The organism is Gordonia sp. AC31, assembly GCF_031844505.1.
Taxonomy (GTDB): domain Bacteria; phylum Actinomycetota; class Actinomycetes; order Mycobacteriales; family Mycobacteriaceae; genus Gordonia; species Gordonia hongkongensis.
The window spans coordinates 234,672-251,287 of the sequence record NZ_JAUZVK010000008.1 but is presented as its reverse complement, the minus strand read 5'-3'; the positions used below and the strand labels follow the sequence as shown (position 1 = coordinate 251,287).

The 16,616-nt window shown below is 68.3% G+C and carries 14 protein-coding genes; 9 read left to right on the top strand and 5 right to left on the bottom strand.

Translation table 11 applies throughout. The features are described from left to right. The first annotated feature begins 119 nt into the window (after positions 1-119). The 4 genes from Q9R39_RS12500 (at position 120) to Q9R39_RS12485 (ending at position 3,385) form a co-directional block, all read left to right on the top strand. Complete coding sequence (locus Q9R39_RS12500; protein ID WP_078111885.1) at positions 120-539, top strand: VOC family protein; 420 nt, start codon at positions 120-122, stop codon at positions 537-539. 52 nt (positions 540-591) lie between these two features. After that, positions 592-1,479 (top strand): DMT family transporter, encoded by an 888-nt coding sequence (locus Q9R39_RS12495; protein WP_058250918.1) that lies wholly within the window; start codon positions 592-594, stop codon positions 1,477-1,479. Between the two features lie 102 nt (positions 1,480-1,581). Further along, the gene (locus tag Q9R39_RS12490) at positions 1,582-2,835 is read left to right on the top strand and encodes a lipase family protein (protein WP_058250919.1); all 1,254 of its coding nucleotides are present in this window, start codon (positions 1,582-1,584) and stop codon (positions 2,833-2,835) included. Positions 2,836-2,875: 40 nt separating this feature from the next. After that, on the top strand, positions 2,876-3,385 hold the full coding sequence (locus Q9R39_RS12485) for a GNAT family N-acetyltransferase (RefSeq protein ID WP_058250920.1): 510 nt from the start codon (positions 2,876-2,878) through the stop codon (positions 3,383-3,385). Positions 3,386-3,457: 72 nt separating this feature from the next. On the opposite strand, the gene Q9R39_RS12480 is transcribed toward Q9R39_RS12485, so the two are convergent. Further along, complete coding sequence (locus Q9R39_RS12480) at positions 3,458-3,670, bottom strand: hypothetical protein (RefSeq protein WP_058250921.1); 213 nt, start codon at positions 3,668-3,670, stop codon at positions 3,458-3,460. 302 nt (positions 3,671-3,972) lie between these two features. On the opposite strand from Q9R39_RS12480, the gene Q9R39_RS12475 reads away from it, so the two are divergent. Then, positions 3,973-6,303 (top strand): molybdopterin oxidoreductase family protein, encoded by a 2,331-nt coding sequence (locus Q9R39_RS12475; RefSeq protein WP_058251116.1) that lies wholly within the window; start codon positions 3,973-3,975, stop codon positions 6,301-6,303. A 51-nt stretch (positions 6,304-6,354) separates the two neighbouring features. Here Q9R39_RS12475 and Q9R39_RS12470 read toward each other — a convergent pair whose 3' ends face one another. From Q9R39_RS12470 to Q9R39_RS12460, 3 genes are all read right to left on the bottom strand, one after another. Then, the gene (locus Q9R39_RS12470) at positions 6,355-7,791 is read right to left on the bottom strand and encodes a lipase family protein (protein ID WP_058250922.1); all 1,437 of its coding nucleotides are present in this window, start codon (positions 7,789-7,791) and stop codon (positions 6,355-6,357) included. A 101-nt stretch (positions 7,792-7,892) separates the two neighbouring features. Next, a complete protein-coding gene (locus Q9R39_RS12465; RefSeq protein ID WP_211539280.1) occupies positions 7,893-8,507 on the bottom strand; it encodes a TetR/AcrR family transcriptional regulator in 615 nt (204 codons plus the stop codon). Between the two features lie 16 nt (positions 8,508-8,523). Then, complete coding sequence (locus Q9R39_RS12460; RefSeq protein ID WP_211539281.1) at positions 8,524-10,128, bottom strand: Rieske 2Fe-2S domain-containing protein; 1,605 nt, start codon at positions 10,126-10,128, stop codon at positions 8,524-8,526. A 214-nt stretch (positions 10,129-10,342) separates the two neighbouring features. Here Q9R39_RS12460 and Q9R39_RS12455 point away from each other — a divergent pair, with 214 nt between their 5' ends. From Q9R39_RS12455 to Q9R39_RS12445, 3 genes are read left to right on the top strand one after another with little or no spacing between them, the layout of a single operon-like run. Next, complete coding sequence (locus Q9R39_RS12455) at positions 10,343-11,113, top strand: 1-acyl-sn-glycerol-3-phosphate acyltransferase (RefSeq protein WP_265968440.1); 771 nt, start codon at positions 10,343-10,345, stop codon at positions 11,111-11,113. Positions 11,114-11,151: 38 nt separating this feature from the next. Then, positions 11,152-11,964, top strand: a complete 813-nt coding sequence (locus tag Q9R39_RS12450; protein ID WP_311277569.1) for a lysophospholipid acyltransferase family protein — start codon at positions 11,152-11,154, stop codon at positions 11,962-11,964. Then, positions 11,964-12,803: an HAD family hydrolase gene (locus tag Q9R39_RS12445; RefSeq protein ID WP_211539283.1), complete on the top strand. Its 840-nt coding sequence runs from the start codon at positions 11,964-11,966 to the stop codon at positions 12,801-12,803. The genes Q9R39_RS12450 and Q9R39_RS12445 overlap by 1 nt, the downstream gene beginning before the upstream one ends. 28 nt (positions 12,804-12,831) lie before the next feature. Here Q9R39_RS12445 and Q9R39_RS12440 read toward each other — a convergent pair whose 3' ends face one another. Next, positions 12,832-14,565: an N-acetylmuramoyl-L-alanine amidase gene (locus Q9R39_RS12440; protein ID WP_265968437.1), complete on the bottom strand. Its 1,734-nt coding sequence runs from the start codon at positions 14,563-14,565 to the stop codon at positions 12,832-12,834. A gap of 466 nt (positions 14,566-15,031) precedes the next feature. Here Q9R39_RS12440 and Q9R39_RS12435 point away from each other — a divergent pair, with 466 nt between their 5' ends. Next, a complete protein-coding gene (locus Q9R39_RS12435) occupies positions 15,032-16,615 on the top strand; it encodes a SpoIID/LytB domain-containing protein (RefSeq protein ID WP_249145316.1) in 1,584 nt (527 codons plus the stop codon). The last annotated feature ends 1 nt before the right edge of the window (position 16,616 follow it).

The following is a 16,616-nucleotide window of genomic DNA, read 5'->3' as shown; positions in this document are numbered from 1 at the left end:
CGGCACGGGCCGTCTCGGCTGCGGCCGCGGCGGAGGCTCTCGGCACGGAAGGTTCCTTTACGTACGCTGCGTATGTATAGTCGGCTATACAAACACATCGTACGTAAAGGAGCTCCGACATGAACGTCACCAGCGTCTACCCGGTCCTCATGTCCACCGACGTGGCCGCGGCCGCAGACTTCTACCAGCGGGTTCTCGGCTTCGAGGTCACCTTCTCTGCGGACTGGTACGTCAGCATGCGCACGGGCGTGTTCGAGCTGGCGCTCGTGGACGCGACTCATCCGACGATCCCCGAGGGCCACCGCCGACCGGCCGCCGGACTGCTGGTCAACATCGAGGTCGACGACGTCGACGTGCTCTACCGGCGTCTCACGGACGAACACGGACTCCGTCCGGTGCTCGAGTTGCGCGACGAGGACTTCGGTCAGCGGCATTTCATCGTCGAAGGTCCCGACGGCGTACTCCTCGACTGCGTCCAGCCGATCCCCGCGATCGGCGAGTTCGCCGACGCCTACGTCGCCGACGCGTCGACGAACTGATCGCGATCGTCATCGTCCCGCACGACCGCTCGACGGTGGTTACTGTTCGACCATGCTGATCGGGATCCTCGCGGCGGTGTTCGCGGCGCTGGCGTACGGCACCGCGTCGGTGTTGCAGGCGCGTGGCGCGCAGAGTGTCGAGGACACCGGCGCGCCGGGTGAGGCGCCGTCGCTGCGGTCGACGATCACCGCGATGCTGACGGTGTCGTTCCTCGCGGGCACGGCGCTCGACGGCATCGGATTCCTCGGCAACATGGTCGCCGCCCGCATGATCCCGCTGTTCCTGGCACAACCGATCGTCAGTGCGAACCTCGTCGTGACCGTCGTGCTCGCCACGCTGTTCCTGCACGCGCGGTTGTCGGTCCGCGACTGGACGGCGATCGCGGTCGTCGTCGTATCGCTGGTCCTGCTGGGCTTCTCGGCCGGCGACGAGGGTCACGAGCACGAATGGTGGCTGCACTGGGCGGTGCTCGTCGTGGGAGCAGCGATCCTGGGACTCGGCGCCGCGATCCTGCCACGGATGCAGAGTCGTGTCGCGGTACTGGCGGGCCTCTCCGCCGGCGTGCTGTTCGGGGTCCTCGCGGTCGCGGTGCGCATCCTCGACGGCCTCGACCCGTTCGATCTCGGTGAACTGCTCACCGACCCGGCGCTCTACGCGATCATCCTGTGTGGCCCGGGTGGCTTCTACATGTTCACCGTCGCCCTGCAGAAGGGGTCGGTCAGCGCGGCGTCGGCCGCTCTGGTCGTCGGCGAGACGGTCGTCCCCGGTGTCATCGGCATCCTGGTGCTCGGCGACACCACGCGTGCCGGTTGGGGCGCCGTCGCCGTGATCGCCTTCGTCGCTGCCGTGGCCGGCGCAGTGGTGGTGGCGATGTCGCCGGTGGTCGAGGCGGTCGAGCGGGCCGGCGAGAACCCGGTGCCGGACGCCACCCCTGGCTGACGCCCCGGGTGTGACCTTCGGTGTGACATCCGGGCGCGGTCTCGTGCCGAGTCGGAACCGAACGACACAGCAGACGCCGCATATCGGGCAGGATGACGATCCATGCGGCTTCTCTCCCGCGGCCTCGGAACGCTGACCGCGATCCTCGGGCTGACGACGACCCTGTCCCTCCTCGCGCCCACGGTGTCGGCGGCGCCCGTTCCGGTACCAGCGGCAGCGCCGGGGCAGTTGCCGTCGCAGGACCCGTTCTACGATCCGCCCGCGGGCTACGAATCGCGGTCACCAGGCGCAGCGCTGCGGACGCGGCAGGTCGAGTTGGGTTGGCGCGGAACCAGTATCCCGATCTCGGCCACCCAGATCCTCTACCGGACGACGAACCAGTTCGGCAGGCCGACGGCGACGGTCACCACGGTCATCTCCCCGCCGGGCGCGGCTGCCGGAGCGCCACGACGCATCGTCTCGTACCACTCGTTCTACGACGCACTCGGCTCGCAGTGCGACCCGTCGTACACGCTGCGCGGCGGTAATGCCGCGGAGGCGCCGATCGACATCACGCTCATCTCCGGGCTCCTCGCCGCCGGTTACACCGTCGCCGCCCCCGACTACGAGGGCCGCGGGCTGCGCTGGACGATGGCGCGCGAATCGGGGTACGCCGCGCTGGACGGCGTGCGGGCCGCACTCGGTCACCTGCGGGCGCCGGCCCGGACGCCGGTCGGACTGTTCGGCTACTCCGGCGGATCGATCCCCACCGGCTTCGGTGCGGAGCTGGCGCCGCGCTACGCGCCGGAGCTGAACATCGTCGGGGCCGCCGCGGGTGGTGTGCTGGTGAACCCGGCGAACAATCTGGGGTACGTCAACGGCAGTCAGAACTGGGCCGGCGTGATCCCGGCGCTGATGGCGGTGTACGCCGAGACCTATGGCATCGACATGCAGTCCTACCTGTCCCCGAAGGGCAAGCGGGTCCTCGGACAGGTCGCGGGGGAGTGCATCGAGGCGTTCGCCGACAAGTACCCGGGTCTGACCGATCACCAGCTCCTCGTGTCGACGGTCGGCGGCCTGCTGGACGTTCCCGGTGTCCGACAGGCGATCTCGCAGAATGTGATGGGGACGCTCGGCACTCCGCGCAGCCCCATGATGCTCGGGGTCGGCAATGTCGACGGCACCGGCGACGGTGTGATGATCGCGGCCGATGTCGCGCGCCTCGCCGGCTCGTTCTGCAACCGCGGGGTGCCGACGACGTTCACCGAGTACCGCGGCTCGAACCACACCCGGGCGTTCATCCCGTGGAGCGCCGAGGCGTTCGGCTTCCTCAACAGTCGCTTCTCCGGGCAGCCGGCCGGCGGGTGCGGTCGGTGACAGCGACCGTCACAGCATCACGACGGCGTGCGGACAACCCGTGAGCAGGTGGGCGACCCGCGCCGAGCGTGACGGGGATGCCGACGCGATCCGCGACGTGGTGCTCGCAGCGTTCCCGACCCCCGACGAGGCGCGGATCGTCGATGAGCTGCGGGCCGACAGCGACGCCTGGATCGACGGGCTCTCCATCGTCACGACCGACGCCGACGGCACGATCGTCGGGTACGCGTCGTATTCGCGGTGCCGCGTCGACGCGGCACCGGCGCTCACGCTCGGACCCTGCGCCGTGTTGCCGTCGTGTCAACGGTCCGGGGCGGGCTCCGCGGCCATCGTCGCGGGTCTCGACGTTGCCCGCGCGCACCGCGAGAATGTGGTGGTGGTGCTCGGCCATGCCGAGTACTACCCGAGATTCGGTTTCGTCCCGGCGTCCCGATTCGGAATCCGCGCACCGTTCGACGTCCCGGACGAGGCGATGATGGCGCTGGTGCTCGACGATGCGCGCCCGGTGCCGAGCGGGACGATCGCCTATCCGGCTGCGTTCGGGGTCTGAGAACGGACTTCGCGCCCCGGGAGACCCGGGGCGCGAAGGGTGGCCGACCTCGTCCTGCCGAGGGGAGGCGGTTCAGTCGGCGTCGGCGGACGGGCTGGCGTTGGTGCCCCCGTCCGAGACCTCGAAGTTCTTCCACTCGCCGTCGTCGTGCACCTGCATGACGGTGCCGAGGCTGTCGTCCGGTGCGGCGACGGTCTTGAACCAGTCGTATGCGCCGGTGGCGTCGTCGAACTCCTTCTCCTCGACGACGTTCTCGCTCGAATCGATGACGCGGTACTTGGCCATGATGTTCTCCTCACGGTCGTTGTGTGCGACTCGCGGTCCGACGTCGTGTCCGGCCGTGAGCCCTGTTCCTCATCGTAGAAATCTGTCCGCGCCCGGGACCTCTTGCCGAGGTCGTCGAGCTCGGATCGTGTCGCGCGCAACGGGTCGGTAACGGGTCGCGAGCGAACGTGCCGGAGGGCTACCCACAATCGCGTCGGAGTAATCGGCCGGCGTCGAATCGCGGTCCACGGACGACGAATGACTCCGGACGCGGTTGGGTACACCCCGACGGTCCGAAGGCGTCGTGCCGTCGTGGGGAGGGAATCGTGGCCGATCGCATCGATGACCTCTGGGGTGGGCGCACCCCGTATGCGCCGGGTGAACGATGGCCGGCCCGGGTCGATCAGCATCTGGGCGACGGGATCAGTCCTGACGAGGTGCAACGCTGGGTTCGCTCGGCGTCGGTCCTGCATTCCAACGGCGACGCCCTCGACATTGCGGTGGTCGACGACCGGATCGTCGGCGTCCGCGGCCGGGCCGATGACCGTGTCAACCGTGGTCGCGTCGACGTCAAGGATCTCTACGGATGGCAGGCCAGTTCGTCTCGGGACCGACTGACCCGCCCACTGATCCGCGAGCACGGACGCCTGGTCAACGCCACGTGGGACGACGCAATGGGACGCATCGTCGAACGGTCCCGGACCCTGCTCGACGAACACGGACCCGCCGCGATCGGCTTCTACACGTCCGGACAGCTCTTCTTGGAGGAGTACTACACGCTCGGGGTCATCGCCCACGGAGCCATCGGCACCGACCACGTGGACGGCAACACCCGGTTGTGCACCGCGACGGCCGCGGAAGCACTGAAGGCCTCGTTCGCCAGCGACGGTCAGCCCGGCACCTACACCGACCTCGACCATGCCGACACCATCGCGCTGTTCGGTCACAACATCGCCGAGACCCAGAGCGTCACGTGGATGCGCATCCTCGACCGACTCGCGGGTCCCCACCCGCCGGCCATCATCTGCGTCGACCCGCGGACGACGCCGGTGGCCCGGCATGCCACCGTCCACCTGGCACCGCTACCCGGCACGAACGTCGCGCTCATGAACGGGCTGCTGCACGAAATCATCGCCAACGACTGGATCGACCACGGTTACATCGACGCGCACACAGTCGGTTTCGACGACCTGCGTCGGATGGTCGACGACTATCCACCGGAACGCGTCGCCGAGATCTGCGATGTCCCGGCCGACGATCTCCGTCACGCCGCACGTCTGTTGGGCAGCGCCGAACGACTGGTGTCGACGGTGTTGCAGGGCTTCTACCAATCGCACCAGGCGACCGCCGCGGCGGTTCAGGTCAACAACATCCACCTCATCCGGGGGATGCTCGGGCGGCCCGGTTGTGGTCTGCTGCAGATGAACGGCCAGCCCACCGCCGAGAACACCAGAGAGTGCGGGGCCGACGGCGATCTCGCGGGGTTCCGCAACTGGGAGAACGACGCGCACGTGCGCGAACTGGCCGACCTGTGGAACATCGAGAAAGACCGGCTCCCGCATGAAAACCCGCCCACCCACGCGATGGAGATCTTCCGCCTCGCCGAAGAGGGGACGATACGGATGCTGTGGATCAGTGCCACGAATCCCGCCGTGTCGCTGCCGGAGCTGGGGCGAATCCGCGCGATCCTCGAACGGGACGATGTGTTCGTCGTGGCGCAGGACATGTTCCCGAATGAGACGACCGCACTCGCCGATGTCGTACTCCCGGCAGCTGGATGGGGTGAGAAGACGGGCACGTTCACCAACGCCGATCGCACCGTGCACCTGTCGGAGAAGGCCGTCGATCCGCCCGGCGAGGCCAGAGCCGACCTCGACATCTTTCTCGACTACGCCCGTCGGATGGACTTCCGTGACCGGGATGGGAAGCCGTTGCCCCCGTGGACGGATGCCGAATCCGCTTTCGAATCCTGGCGTGAGTGCAGCGCGGGCCGGCCCTGCGACTACAGCGGGATGACGTACGAGTTGCTGCGGGCCCGCGGTGGCGTGCAGTGGCCGTGCACCGCGGACGCTCCCGAGGGCACCGAGCGTCTCTACGCCGACGGCCGGTTCTACAGCGCGGCGGACTACTGCGAGTCGTACGGCAAGGATCTGCTCACCGGCGAGCCGCTACAACCCGATGAGTACCGCGACCTCAACCCGGGGGCGCGGGCGCTGATCAAGGCGGCGCCACACCTGCCACCTCCCGAGAGTCCCAGTGCCGAACACCCTTTCGCGCTGATCACGGGACGAACGGTCTACCACTTCCACACCCGCACCAAGACGGGGCGAGCACCCGAACTCGACGGGGCGGCGCCGGAGGTGTGGGTGGAGGTCAACGCACTGGATGCCGCGCGCAGCGGTGTGCACGACGGCGACCTCGTCGAGATCGCCAGCCCGCGCGGCGCAATCAGCGCAACGGTGCGGATCGCCGCCATCCGTCGCGGCGTGCTGTTCGTGCCCTTCCACTACGGGTACTGGGACGCCCACGCAGACGACGACACCGGGCACCACCGTGCGGCCAACGAGCTGACCATCACCGACTGGGACCCGGCGTCGAAGCAGCCGATCTTCAAGATGGGTGCCGCGTCGATGACGCCCGTGACTGCGAAGTGAGGGATTCGTACCGGAATCCGGTACGAATCCCTCACTCCTCGAGAGGCTCTGTCACGGCACCCGCGGCGGATTCCCCAACTGCTGATTGATGGCCAGGGCGAGATTGTTGCCCACCAGATTGACGAACGCGCGCCACGTCGCCGGGTCGAGCGCCATCGATCCCTGATCGCTTGTGGTGCAACCGGTCTGTGCCGGTTTGCCGTCCAGGCGATCCCGCATCCACACGATGGCCGGCGCAAACCCCTCAACGGCGAGGGTGATGTGTTCGCTGAAGTGGTCGCGCACGTATCGCACACTCGCGCCATCGGCGCAGTAGGTGCGGACCAACTCGTTGACCGGGCCCACAGGGGCGATCCAGTCGGGGTTCGACTGATAGATGAACATCGGGAACTCAGGTGTCGAGCCGCCCATTCGGAGGTTTGCCAATACCTTTCGTGGGACGGGGTAGTCCAGCGGATCGCCCGGCAGGTTGATCAGGCCCTTGATGTTCACGAACGGTGCGAGCGCCGCCTGGTAGGTGAGGCACAGCGGATTCTTGCTCGCCAGCAGGGCTCTGCCGAGTGGGTTGATATGCCGCTGCAGGAACCGGTCGAGTTCGGGGTACTCCCGGCTGACCCCGATGATCCCGGCCATGATCAGGCCCGACGCCGCGTTCTTGTCGGCGAGATCGACCAGAGCGCGGATGTCCGCGGGCACGCCACCTTCGGCAGCGCCGACGATCGGCAGCTCCGGGGCGTATCGCGAAGCCAGCTCGGCTGCCCAGCCCGTGGCGATCGCCCCGCCGGAGTAGCCCATCAGGCCCACACGCAGGTCGTCTTCGAGGCCCAACGGCGCGAAGTTCCGCGCGCCCCGGATTCCGTCGAGGGTGATTCGGCCCGCGAGAGGGCCTGCCGCGAAGGCGGATTCGGGGCCCTGATGGTCGGGAATGACAACCGACCATCCGGCGCCGACCAGCGAGGTGATCTGCAGGACCTCGAGGCTCGAGTCCACCGAGCCGGTCAGTTGTCCCGGAATGGAGCCCTGCTGCAACGCATACGACGGCGCGCAGTACATCGCGGTGGAGTCCTCCGCGGACTGCCACGACACGAGTTTCGACGGTCCGGGCTTCGCTCGGCCCTTCGGTTTGAGCAGTGTCGCCACGGCCGGGATCGGCTCGCCCCGGGTGTTGGTCGATCGGTACGAGATCTGCCAGGCGTCGACGTTGATCGGGATCACCGACAGGGCCGCGACATGCACTCGTCGCGCGGCGATGAGCTCACCGGGTTTCTTGGCCGCGACCACCGCCTGCGGTGGCAGGTAGAAGTCCGTGTCGAACTCCGGGATCGCGGGCGGAACCGGGAACGGGAGCACCGGCGCCACCGGGACCGACGACGGCTCCGCGGAGGCAGTGACCGGCCCGAACGGCCCGCCGGCGACGAGCGCCACAAGTCCGAATCCCACCATCAAGCGCACGAATCCCCGTGATCCGTGGCGTTTCCATCCCCGCATGGCAACCCTTCCGAAAAGTGAGACGGAGGTGTCTCACACTTCGGCAGAACATACACCCGGTGTGTCCGAGGACACAACGTCCGGGGTGGGCGGCGAATGTCTCAGAGCGTGGTGAAGGCGAGCAGGATGTCGGCGAGTACCGCGACGACGTCGTCGAGTGTGCCGGGTTCGGGCGATTCGCTCCAGCGATGGACCAGGCCGGTGAGTGCCCCGACGAATGCGATCGCGAGGTGGCGCTGCCGCGGCGTCGCGGGGCGATCGGCGAACTCCGACATGGCGTCGACGAAGAACTCGACCCATTCCTCACGGCCGTCGAGGCGGTGCTGCTCGACGCGGGGGCTCACCCCGACGATCTGGACGAACGACACCGCCGCGCGCCGGGGATCGGTGCCCACCGATTCCATGTAGGCGCGCATCGCCGCCGTGCTCAGGTCGCGGAGATCCCGAGAAGGGCTGGCGGCCAATGCTTCTGCCACGGCGACGCGAGCGGCGCCCTGCACGGTGTCGTACAGCGCGACCAGCAGTGCCTCGCGGTCGGTGAACTCCGCGTAGAACTGCCGGCGAGACAGTCCGGCCACCCGGCAGATCGACGTCACCGACGACTTTGCGTAGCCGGTGCCGGTGAACTCGACCAGCGCGGCGTCGAGGAAACGCTGCCGCCGTTCGGCGGCGCGGTCGCTCACCGAACGGCCACCGTACGTGCGTTCGGAGGTCATCGGGGTGGCGATCCGGCTACGAGTCGAGTCTGGACGCGCGGAGGTCGTGTCCCTTCGACGTCAGGCAGCGTCCGGTGGGCAGGTCCCACTGCCATCCGTGCAGATTGCAGGTCAGCTTCTCGCCCTCGATGACCCCGAACTTGCCGAGGTCGGCCTTGAGGTGCGGACACCGCCGCTGGATCTCCCAGCCGTCCTTGGTGATCGATGCCGAGTCGTCGTGCGCCTCGGCGAACCACCCGTCCGCGTAGGCGATCCGCTCGTCGGTGAGGCATTTGAAGAAGGTGTAGAGGAACTCGTTGTACCCGCCGATCCGCCAGGTGGTGAAGCGCGTCGACAGGAAGATGGTGTTGACCCAGTCGGGCTCGTCGTCGCGCAGGACGGTCCGCACCAGCTCGGTGGCGATGCGGAATCCGTAGCGGTACTTGCCCTCTCCTTCTTTCGGCTCACGCACGATGCGGTTCGGGAAGTCTAGGACGACCGTCTCGGTGGCGTCGTTGGCCGCGCCCCCGCCCGGCGTCATGACGAGCCCGACGGGGTAGCCGATGCCGTCGCAGATGAGGTCCGACTGTCGCATGATCGGTTCGAAGAGGTCCCGCAGCGCCGGCAGCAGGGGCTCGCCCTCGGCCGGTGCCCACGTGGCCTTGTCCGCGGCGATGACCGGCGCGAACTTCTCCTTCATGCGCTCGAGGTACGCGCGCTTGTTCTCGCCGAAGACGTCGGCGGGTGCGTAGGGATGCGTGACCTCGTTCAGGACCGGACCGGAGAACTCTGCGACGGAACCCGACACCATCATCAGGCCGCGGTGCTTCTCACCGTCGTCGGTGCCGTGGATGCGCATCTGCTCCAGGAAGGTCTCCTGGTCGGGGAAGATCGAGGTGTCGTCGGCGGTGTCCGCGGACCCGAAGTCGTTGAGGTAGAACAGGTCCTCGTCGAGGAACATCGGCGGTCCGGCCGACGGCACCACCCACGTCGCCCCGACCTGCTCGATATAGGAACGCGCACGGTCCATTCCGCGCTGTCGTTTCTGAGAGGCGAAGTTGGCCTTGGACTTCCGCGGGATGTCGTAGACCATCGGGTACCAGATCGCGCCGGAGTACTGCAGCAGGTGGACGTCGACGTGCCCGAACGCCTCGTCGACGACGTCCAGGTCGATCGGCCGGGCGTCGTTCATGTTGAAGCACACCGTCTCGCCGTCGGAGACGATGAGTCCACTGTCGCCGATCGGGCCGTCGGCGGGCGCCCGCAACGCGATGATCATGACGTCCAGCGAACCCTTGTCGTTCGTGACCGTCGTCTTGACCGAGTCGGTGGTCTCCACGAACTTGGAGAATCCGAGCTTCTCGAGTTCGCGGCGCAGGTCCGGCACCGGGTAGTCGGGGAGCAGGACGGTGGCGTCCTTGTTCACGTTCTCGCGCAGGTTCTGCTCGTCGAAGTGATCGCGGTGCAGATGCGAGACGTAGAGGTAATCGCAGTCGCCGAGCGCCTTCCAGTCGAGTCCGGAGTTGTCCGGGAAGGGCACCCAGGAGGCGAAGTACGTCGGGTTGACCCAGGGGTCGCAGAGGATCGATCCGGCGGTGGTCTGGATGTGGAAACCGGCATGACCGATGCTGGTGATCTGCACGAAGGGGCCTTTCATGGTGTGCGCGGGGCTGCGCGGCAGGGCACTACAGACGTCCAGGGTATCGAGCCGTGCCGTGCTGGTGCGTGGGCCATGAGTCCCGCGGGATGCTCACCGTGAGGAGTCTCACGGGTCCCGTCGTGATGAACGGCCGGTCACGGCGACCAGGCTGCCGACGGCGGCGAGGGCTCCGGGGACAGTGGCTAAGCTCTCTCGCATGGAACCCGTGTACGACACCGTGATCACCGCCGCCCGCCTGTTGTGGCTGGCCGAAGGTCTGAAGTTCAAGGTGTCGGGTGTGGAACACGTACCGGCCGACGGCCCCGGCGTCGTCGCGATCAACCACACCGGCTACCTGGACTTCACCTACGCGGGTATCCCGGCCTACCTGCAGGGCCGTCGCAAGGTCCGCTTCATGGCGAAGAAGGAGGTCTTCGACAACAAGATCTCCGGTCCGATCATGCGTTCGCTCAAGCACATTCCCGTCGACCGCGCGCAGGGTGCGGACAGCTACCGCAACGCGGTTGAGTATCTCCGGCGCGGCGAGCTCGTCGGGGTCTACCCCGAGGCGACGATCAGCCGGAGCTTCGAGCTGAAGGCCTTCAAGTCCGGTGCCGCCCGCATGGCGATCGAGTCCGGTGCGCCGATCGTCCCCACGGTGATCTGGGGGGCGCAGCGCGTGTGGACCAAGGGGCACCCCAAACAGCTGGGTCGCACCGGGTACAAGATATCCATCGGCGTCTGCGAGCCCCTCGAGGCCACGGGCAGCGCCGACGCCCTCACGGCCAAGCTGCACGAGGTCATGAGTGTGAAACTCCTCGAACTGCAGGATGCCTACGGGGAGCACCCGAAGGGTGAGTTCTGGGTCCCCGCCCGACTCGGCGGTTCGGCGCCGACACTCGAGGAGGCCAACCGGATGGACGCCCAGGAGCAGGCCGAACGTGCCGCCAAACGCGAGCCGCGGAAGGACGACCCCGGGGTCGTCTGATCGACTGTCGGCCGGTGAGGCGGCGTTAACCTGGACGCATGAGCGCAGCCAGGCACGGACACCGTGAGCCGGTGTATCGGATCCTGGAGCTCATCGCCAACGGGATCGTCCGGGCGCAGGCCCTCGACCTGCACTTCACCGGCATCGAGAACATCCCCGACTCCGGCGGCGCCGTGCTGTGCGTCAACCACACCGGCTACGTCGACTTCCTGCCGCTCGCGCTCGGGGTGCAACGGGCCGGACGCCGGACCCGTTTCCTCATCAAGTCCGAGGTCATGGATATCGCCATCATGCGGTTCCTGGTCAACCACACCAAGACCGTCCCGGTGGACCGGTCGCGCGGCGCCGAGGCCTATCGAGCCGCGCTCGGTCGGCTGCGGGACGGCCACATCGTCGCGGTCTATCCGGAGGCGACGATCAGCCGCAGCTTCGAGCTCAAGGAGTTCAAGAGCGGCGCGGCCCGGATGGCCGCCGAGACCGGGGTGCCCATCATCCCGGCGATCGTGTGGGGTGCCCACCGCCAGTGGACGAAGGGCGGACTGCGGAACATCGGCCGGAGCCGGCTGCCGGTGCATGTCCGGTTCGGTCCGCCGTTCACCCCAGCTCCGGGTGAGTCCCCCGAGCGTGAGACCCTGAGGCTCCGCGACACCATGAACTCGATGCTCCTCGAGGTCCAGGAAGCCTACGGTCCCCACCCGCCGGGTGAGTTCTGGGTTCCGTCGCGACTGGGCGGTTCGGCACCGACACCTCAGGAAGCCGCGGTGATCGAAGCCGATGAGGCGCTGCGCAAAGCCGAGGCGCGGGCGAGACGAGCCGCCGAGAGATCACGGTCGAGAGAAAGCAGACGCTGATGACATTCGGTCCACCCACACTCATCGCCAGCGACGTGGACGGAACCCTCATCGACGACGAGAACCGGGTCTCCCCGCGCACGTTGTCCGTGCTCGCCGCCGCCCGCGCCGCCGGTACGGAATTCGTGCTGGCCACCGGTCGACCCCCGCGCTGGATCGCCGAGATCACCGACCAGTTCGCCGGCACCGACGCGTACGTCCGGTACGCGGTGTGCGCCAACGGCGCCATCATCTACGACGCCGAGCACGACCGCGTGCTGTGGTCGGCCACTCTCGAACCCGACGCCCTGGTCAAACTCGGCGAGATCGCCTACCAGCAGATCCCGGGATGCGGCATCGCGGCCGAGCGGGCGGGCCGTTCCGCACACGACGCCGCGACCGCGCCGTTCGTCGCGAGCGCCGGCTACGAACACGCATGGCTCAACCCCGACCACGTCGAGGTCGGTGACGACGAGGTGTTCGGTGATCCGGCCGTGAAACTACTCGTCCGTAAGCCGGGCATGGCCTCCGACGAGATGGCTCGTCGTCTGGAGCCGATGGTCGGCGACCTCGCCCAGGTGACCTTCTCCACCGACAACGGACTCGTCGAGCTGTCCGTACCGGGCACACACAAGGCGTCGGGACTCGCCCGCCTCGCCGAGCTCACCGGACTCCCCGTCGATGCGGTGATCGCGTTCGGAGACATGCCCAACGACGCCGAGATGCTCACCTGGGCGGGCCACGGGGTCGCGATGGGACACGGTCATCCGACCGCACTCGACGCCGCCGATGAAGTCACCGTGGGCAACAACGACGACGGCGTCGCGAAGGTGCTCGAGCGTTGGTTCGCCGGAACCTGATCCGTCCCCGCGAATCGCGGGACCCGGCTCAGGCCGCCGGCGGTACCGGGGCGGGAGCACCCGGTTCGACCGGCGGCGCGGGGGCGCCGGGTGCGGCCGGCGGAGGTGCCGGGGCTGCGGGATCGGCGGGCGGCGTCGGTTCGGGTGCCGGCGGGGCGCCGCCGGCGAGCGCCCGGATCGCGGTGAGCGCCGCATAGCCGTGGACTCCCGGACAGCTGGTGCTGTTGTAGTCGCGGTGCCCGGAGATGACCGGCAGGTTCGACTGCGTTCCCGCCGCGAACTTGGTGCCCGCGAACCCCTCTGAGGTCAGCGTCGCCGTGCCCGCCGGGTTGAGTCCGGCCTTGCCGAGGCGCCAGCGCAGGAACTTGCCGGTCGCCGACACCATCGCCGCGGTCGGCGGCACCTCCTCGAGGTTGCCGATCATCGACACCCCGAGGGTCTCCTTGTTGAACCCGCCGGTGTGCGTGCCCTCGACGTTGCGGTCGAGTCCGCCGAACGCGCCTTCGAAGATCTGGCCGTACTTGTCGATGAGCACGTTGTATCCGATGTCGCACCAGTTCAAGCTGCGTGCGTGATAGGCGTAGATGCCCCGGACGATCTCCGCGGACTGCTGCGGGGTGTAGTCGTTGCTGCCGGCCGTGTGGTGCACGATCGCACCGCGCATCTGCGGCGAGTACACCGGCTGCGAACAGCGGATGGACTCGTCGGCGCCCCACGCCTGGCGGGCCACGACCTGCGGTCCGCCGGTCAGCGGCGAGAGCAACGACGAGCCGAGGCCGAGCAGGCTCTCGGGGCTGATGAGTGTCGCCTTCAGCGCATTGAGGGCAACCGTGGCCAACTCCGTCACCACCGTGCTCGCGGTGCCGACGGCCAGCTGGGCGAGATCGCCGCCCTGGGTTTCCGCCGCCGGGATCGCGAGGCCGTCCTTGCTCGCGGCGACCTGCACCTCACGTGCGTCGCCCACCCAGACCGGTTCGGTACCGACCGGGTTCTTCGCGCTGGGTGCCTGTCCGCGGGTGATCTGCTCCAGGACCGTCCACGGTCCCCACTTGCCGTCGGGGTTCTTCGCACGCAGCTTGAGGTCGACGTCCACGGGTCGCTCCCAGGTGAACGCCACCATCTTGATCGGCGCCTCGCGCGCGATGTGCGTGACCGCCGCCCCGACCTCGCGGCCGTCGGCCATCGTGGGTGTCGCCGGGGTCGTGCTGCTCGGGTTCGATCGGGTCGGGGTCCCCGGTGCCCGGTCATCTCGAGGCGCCGGCTGTTCCCGCGTCGTCGACGGTGCCGACCGCTCGCTGCTGCTGGGCGCCTCGGTCGTCGGGGTGGCGGCGGGTTCTGTTGTCTCCGAGCCGGTTTCCGACGGTGACGATTCTGTCGAGGGGGATTCCGACGGCGACGATTCTGCCGATGACTCCCTCGACGGTGATCCCGACGGGGCAGAGGGATCGGTGCTCGACGATGAGCCGGCTCCCGGTACGAGACCCTTCGGCAGCGGGACCGTCAGATCCGGCAGCGGGAACGCGTCCGGATCGATCGGCGGCAGTTCGACCCCCGCCGCGGCGAGGCCGGACGTCGCCACGTCGACGATGGCGGCGGGCAGTTCCCGTAACGGGACCTGCTCGATCTCGGTGTTGGAGACCGTCTGCTTGTTATCCACCAACTGTGGTTCGGACTGGCTCGCGATCACCACGAACGGGCTCGCGACGACCGCGGCGGCGATCGCGGCGAGCGCGATCGAAGGTTTCGGTCTGGGGTAACGCACTCAGGTCTCCTCGCAGGTTGGTCGGACCGCGGCGCTGGTGCTCCGGGGTGTGGTCGGGTCCGCTCAGCCGTCGACATCAGCGCAGCCGACGGCGTCGAAGCCACCAGGACTTCGAAGTCGTCGACTGTGCTCGGTACGGCGGTCATCGTCGCCGTCAGGCATCGACGACGGCGGCGACACACGCCGCGCATCGGTAACTCGTGATGTTCTTGTTATATGTGTGACGGATGTGGCTGCTGATGTGTCGATGCTTGACGATGAGGTGGCAATGAATCCGGGGACCTGACCCCCGCGCCAGAGGTCACGGCGGCCCGGACAACTCGTGATCCGGTTGTGATCCCCTCGGGTTGGTGATCGGCATCTGAGTTCACTAGGGTCACTTAAGTCCCAATCGTCACATCAGTCACAGGCGTTACGAGCGGTGCAGAAGTTCGCCGCCCGCGGCTGGTGTCGTCGCGACCGAAGGATGTGTTCTGCAGTGACCAAAGCCCGACCTACACGGCTTCTGCCGCGATGGCCGGCGAGCGGTGCGCGGCCCGGACGGGCCCGCAACCGCGCGTTGACCTGGGCCGCGGCGGGGCTGGCGCCCGCACTGCTGGCCGGTGGACTCGCTGTCGCGAGCTCATCGGAATCGGCCGAACAGGTCGAGCTCTCGGTCGGGTCGACGGTGACGCTGATCGGGCACGGTCATGGCCACGGCCGCGGAATGGGGCAATGGGGAGCGTACGGCTACGCCCGCAAGGGCTGGACGGCACAGCAGATCCTGCGCCACTACTACGGTGGCACCACCGCGGGGAAGGTGGACAGGCCCGAGATCCTGGTGGCCCTCACGGGTCAGGGCTCGGTGAATGTGCACGCGGACGCCGGCATGCGAGTCGGTGGTCAGACGGTGGCTCCCGGGCAGGCGGTCAGCCTGTCCGGGGGCACGGCCACCATCCGCAGCGGGTGCGGCGGCGGTGTGGTGCGGTCGGTGCCGGCCACCTTCGTCGAACCCCTGAGCATGGCGCCCAACCGCCCGGCCGGTGAATTCCTCAAATTCTGCGGATCGAACAAGGCCTACCGCGGGGCCATGGGCCTCGAAGGCGGGCGCGTGGTGAACCGCATCCACATCGACGACTACGTCAAGGGCGTCATCCCGCGCGAGAGCCTGCCCGCCTGGGGCGACTCCGGCGGCGCGGCGGCGCTGCAGGCGCAGGCCGTGGCGGCCCGCACCTACGCACTTGCGGCGATCGCGGGTGGCAAGAAGATCGACGACACCCAGAATTCGCAGGTCTACGGCGGTGTCTCGGGCGAGGACCGCCGGACCAACGCGGCCGCCGACGCCACCGCCGGCCAGATCCTGATGCAGAACGGTCAACCGGCCTTCACCGAGTTCTCCGCGTCGACCGGCGGCTACACGGCCGGCGGACGTTTCCCGGCCGTCGTCGACGAGGGCGACACGGTCTCGCCCAACCACAACTGGACCGCCACCGTCAGCGCGGGCAGCATCGGATCGGCGTTCGGAGTCGGTGCGCTGCGGAGCTTCGAGGTCATCGAGGCCAACGGCCTGGGCGCCGAACACGGACGCGCGATCAAGGTGCGCGCGGTCGGCTCCGGCGGGACCGCGGAGGTGAGTGGCGAGGAAGCTCGAACCAAGCTGCAGCTGAAGTCGTCGTGGTTCGCGGTCCAGGGTCAGCCCTCGCCGCCGCGGATCGTCAAACCGCCCACCGGCCCGGCGTCGCCCGGCGTTGGGGGTATCGATTTCGGCAGCCTCAACCAGCTCGCCGAACAGATCCTGCCGGGATCGTCGAAGTTCCTCGACATGGCGACGTCGGCGATGAACGGACGGTTCGCTGACCTGGGCGGGATCACCGGACCGCTGGGCCAGGCGCTCGGTGTGCCGACCCTGACCCCCGACGCCGCGGGCGTCACCCAGCTCTTCGAGAAGGGGATGATGTTCTTCACCCCGGCCACCGGACCGCGGGTCCTCGTCGGCAAGGGGCTCGAGCGCTACCAGGATCGCGGCGGCATCCCCGCGCTCGGGTTCCCGAAGCGGGACGCCTTCCGCTGAT

Coding starts and splice junctions, on each gene's coding strand:
- Q9R39_RS12500 (WP_078111885.1), top strand. CDS start 120: ATGAACGTCACCAGCGTCTACCCGGTCCTCATGTCCACCGACGTGGCC.
- Q9R39_RS12495 (WP_058250918.1), top strand. CDS start 592: ATGCTGATCGGGATCCTCGCGGCGGTGTTCGCGGCGCTGGCGTACGGC.
- Q9R39_RS12490 (WP_058250919.1), top strand. CDS start 1,582: ATGCGGCTTCTCTCCCGCGGCCTCGGAACGCTGACCGCGATCCTCGGG.
- Q9R39_RS12480 (WP_058250921.1), bottom strand. CDS start 3,670: ATGGCCAAGTACCGCGTCATCGATTCGAGCGAGAACGTCGTCGAGGAG.
- Q9R39_RS12470 (WP_058250922.1), bottom strand. CDS start 7,791: ATGCGGGGATGGAAACGCCACGGATCACGGGGATTCGTGCGCTTGATG.
- Q9R39_RS12465 (WP_211539280.1), bottom strand. CDS start 8,507: ATGACCTCCGAACGCACGTACGGTGGCCGTTCGGTGAGCGACCGCGCC.
- Q9R39_RS12455 (WP_265968440.1), top strand. CDS start 10,343: ATGGAACCCGTGTACGACACCGTGATCACCGCCGCCCGCCTGTTGTGG.
- Q9R39_RS12450 (WP_311277569.1), top strand. CDS start 11,152: ATGAGCGCAGCCAGGCACGGACACCGTGAGCCGGTGTATCGGATCCTG.
- Q9R39_RS12445 (WP_211539283.1), top strand. CDS start 11,964: ATGACATTCGGTCCACCCACACTCATCGCCAGCGACGTGGACGGAACC.
- Q9R39_RS12435 (WP_249145316.1), top strand. CDS start 15,032: ATGTGTTCTGCAGTGACCAAAGCCCGACCTACACGGCTTCTGCCGCGA.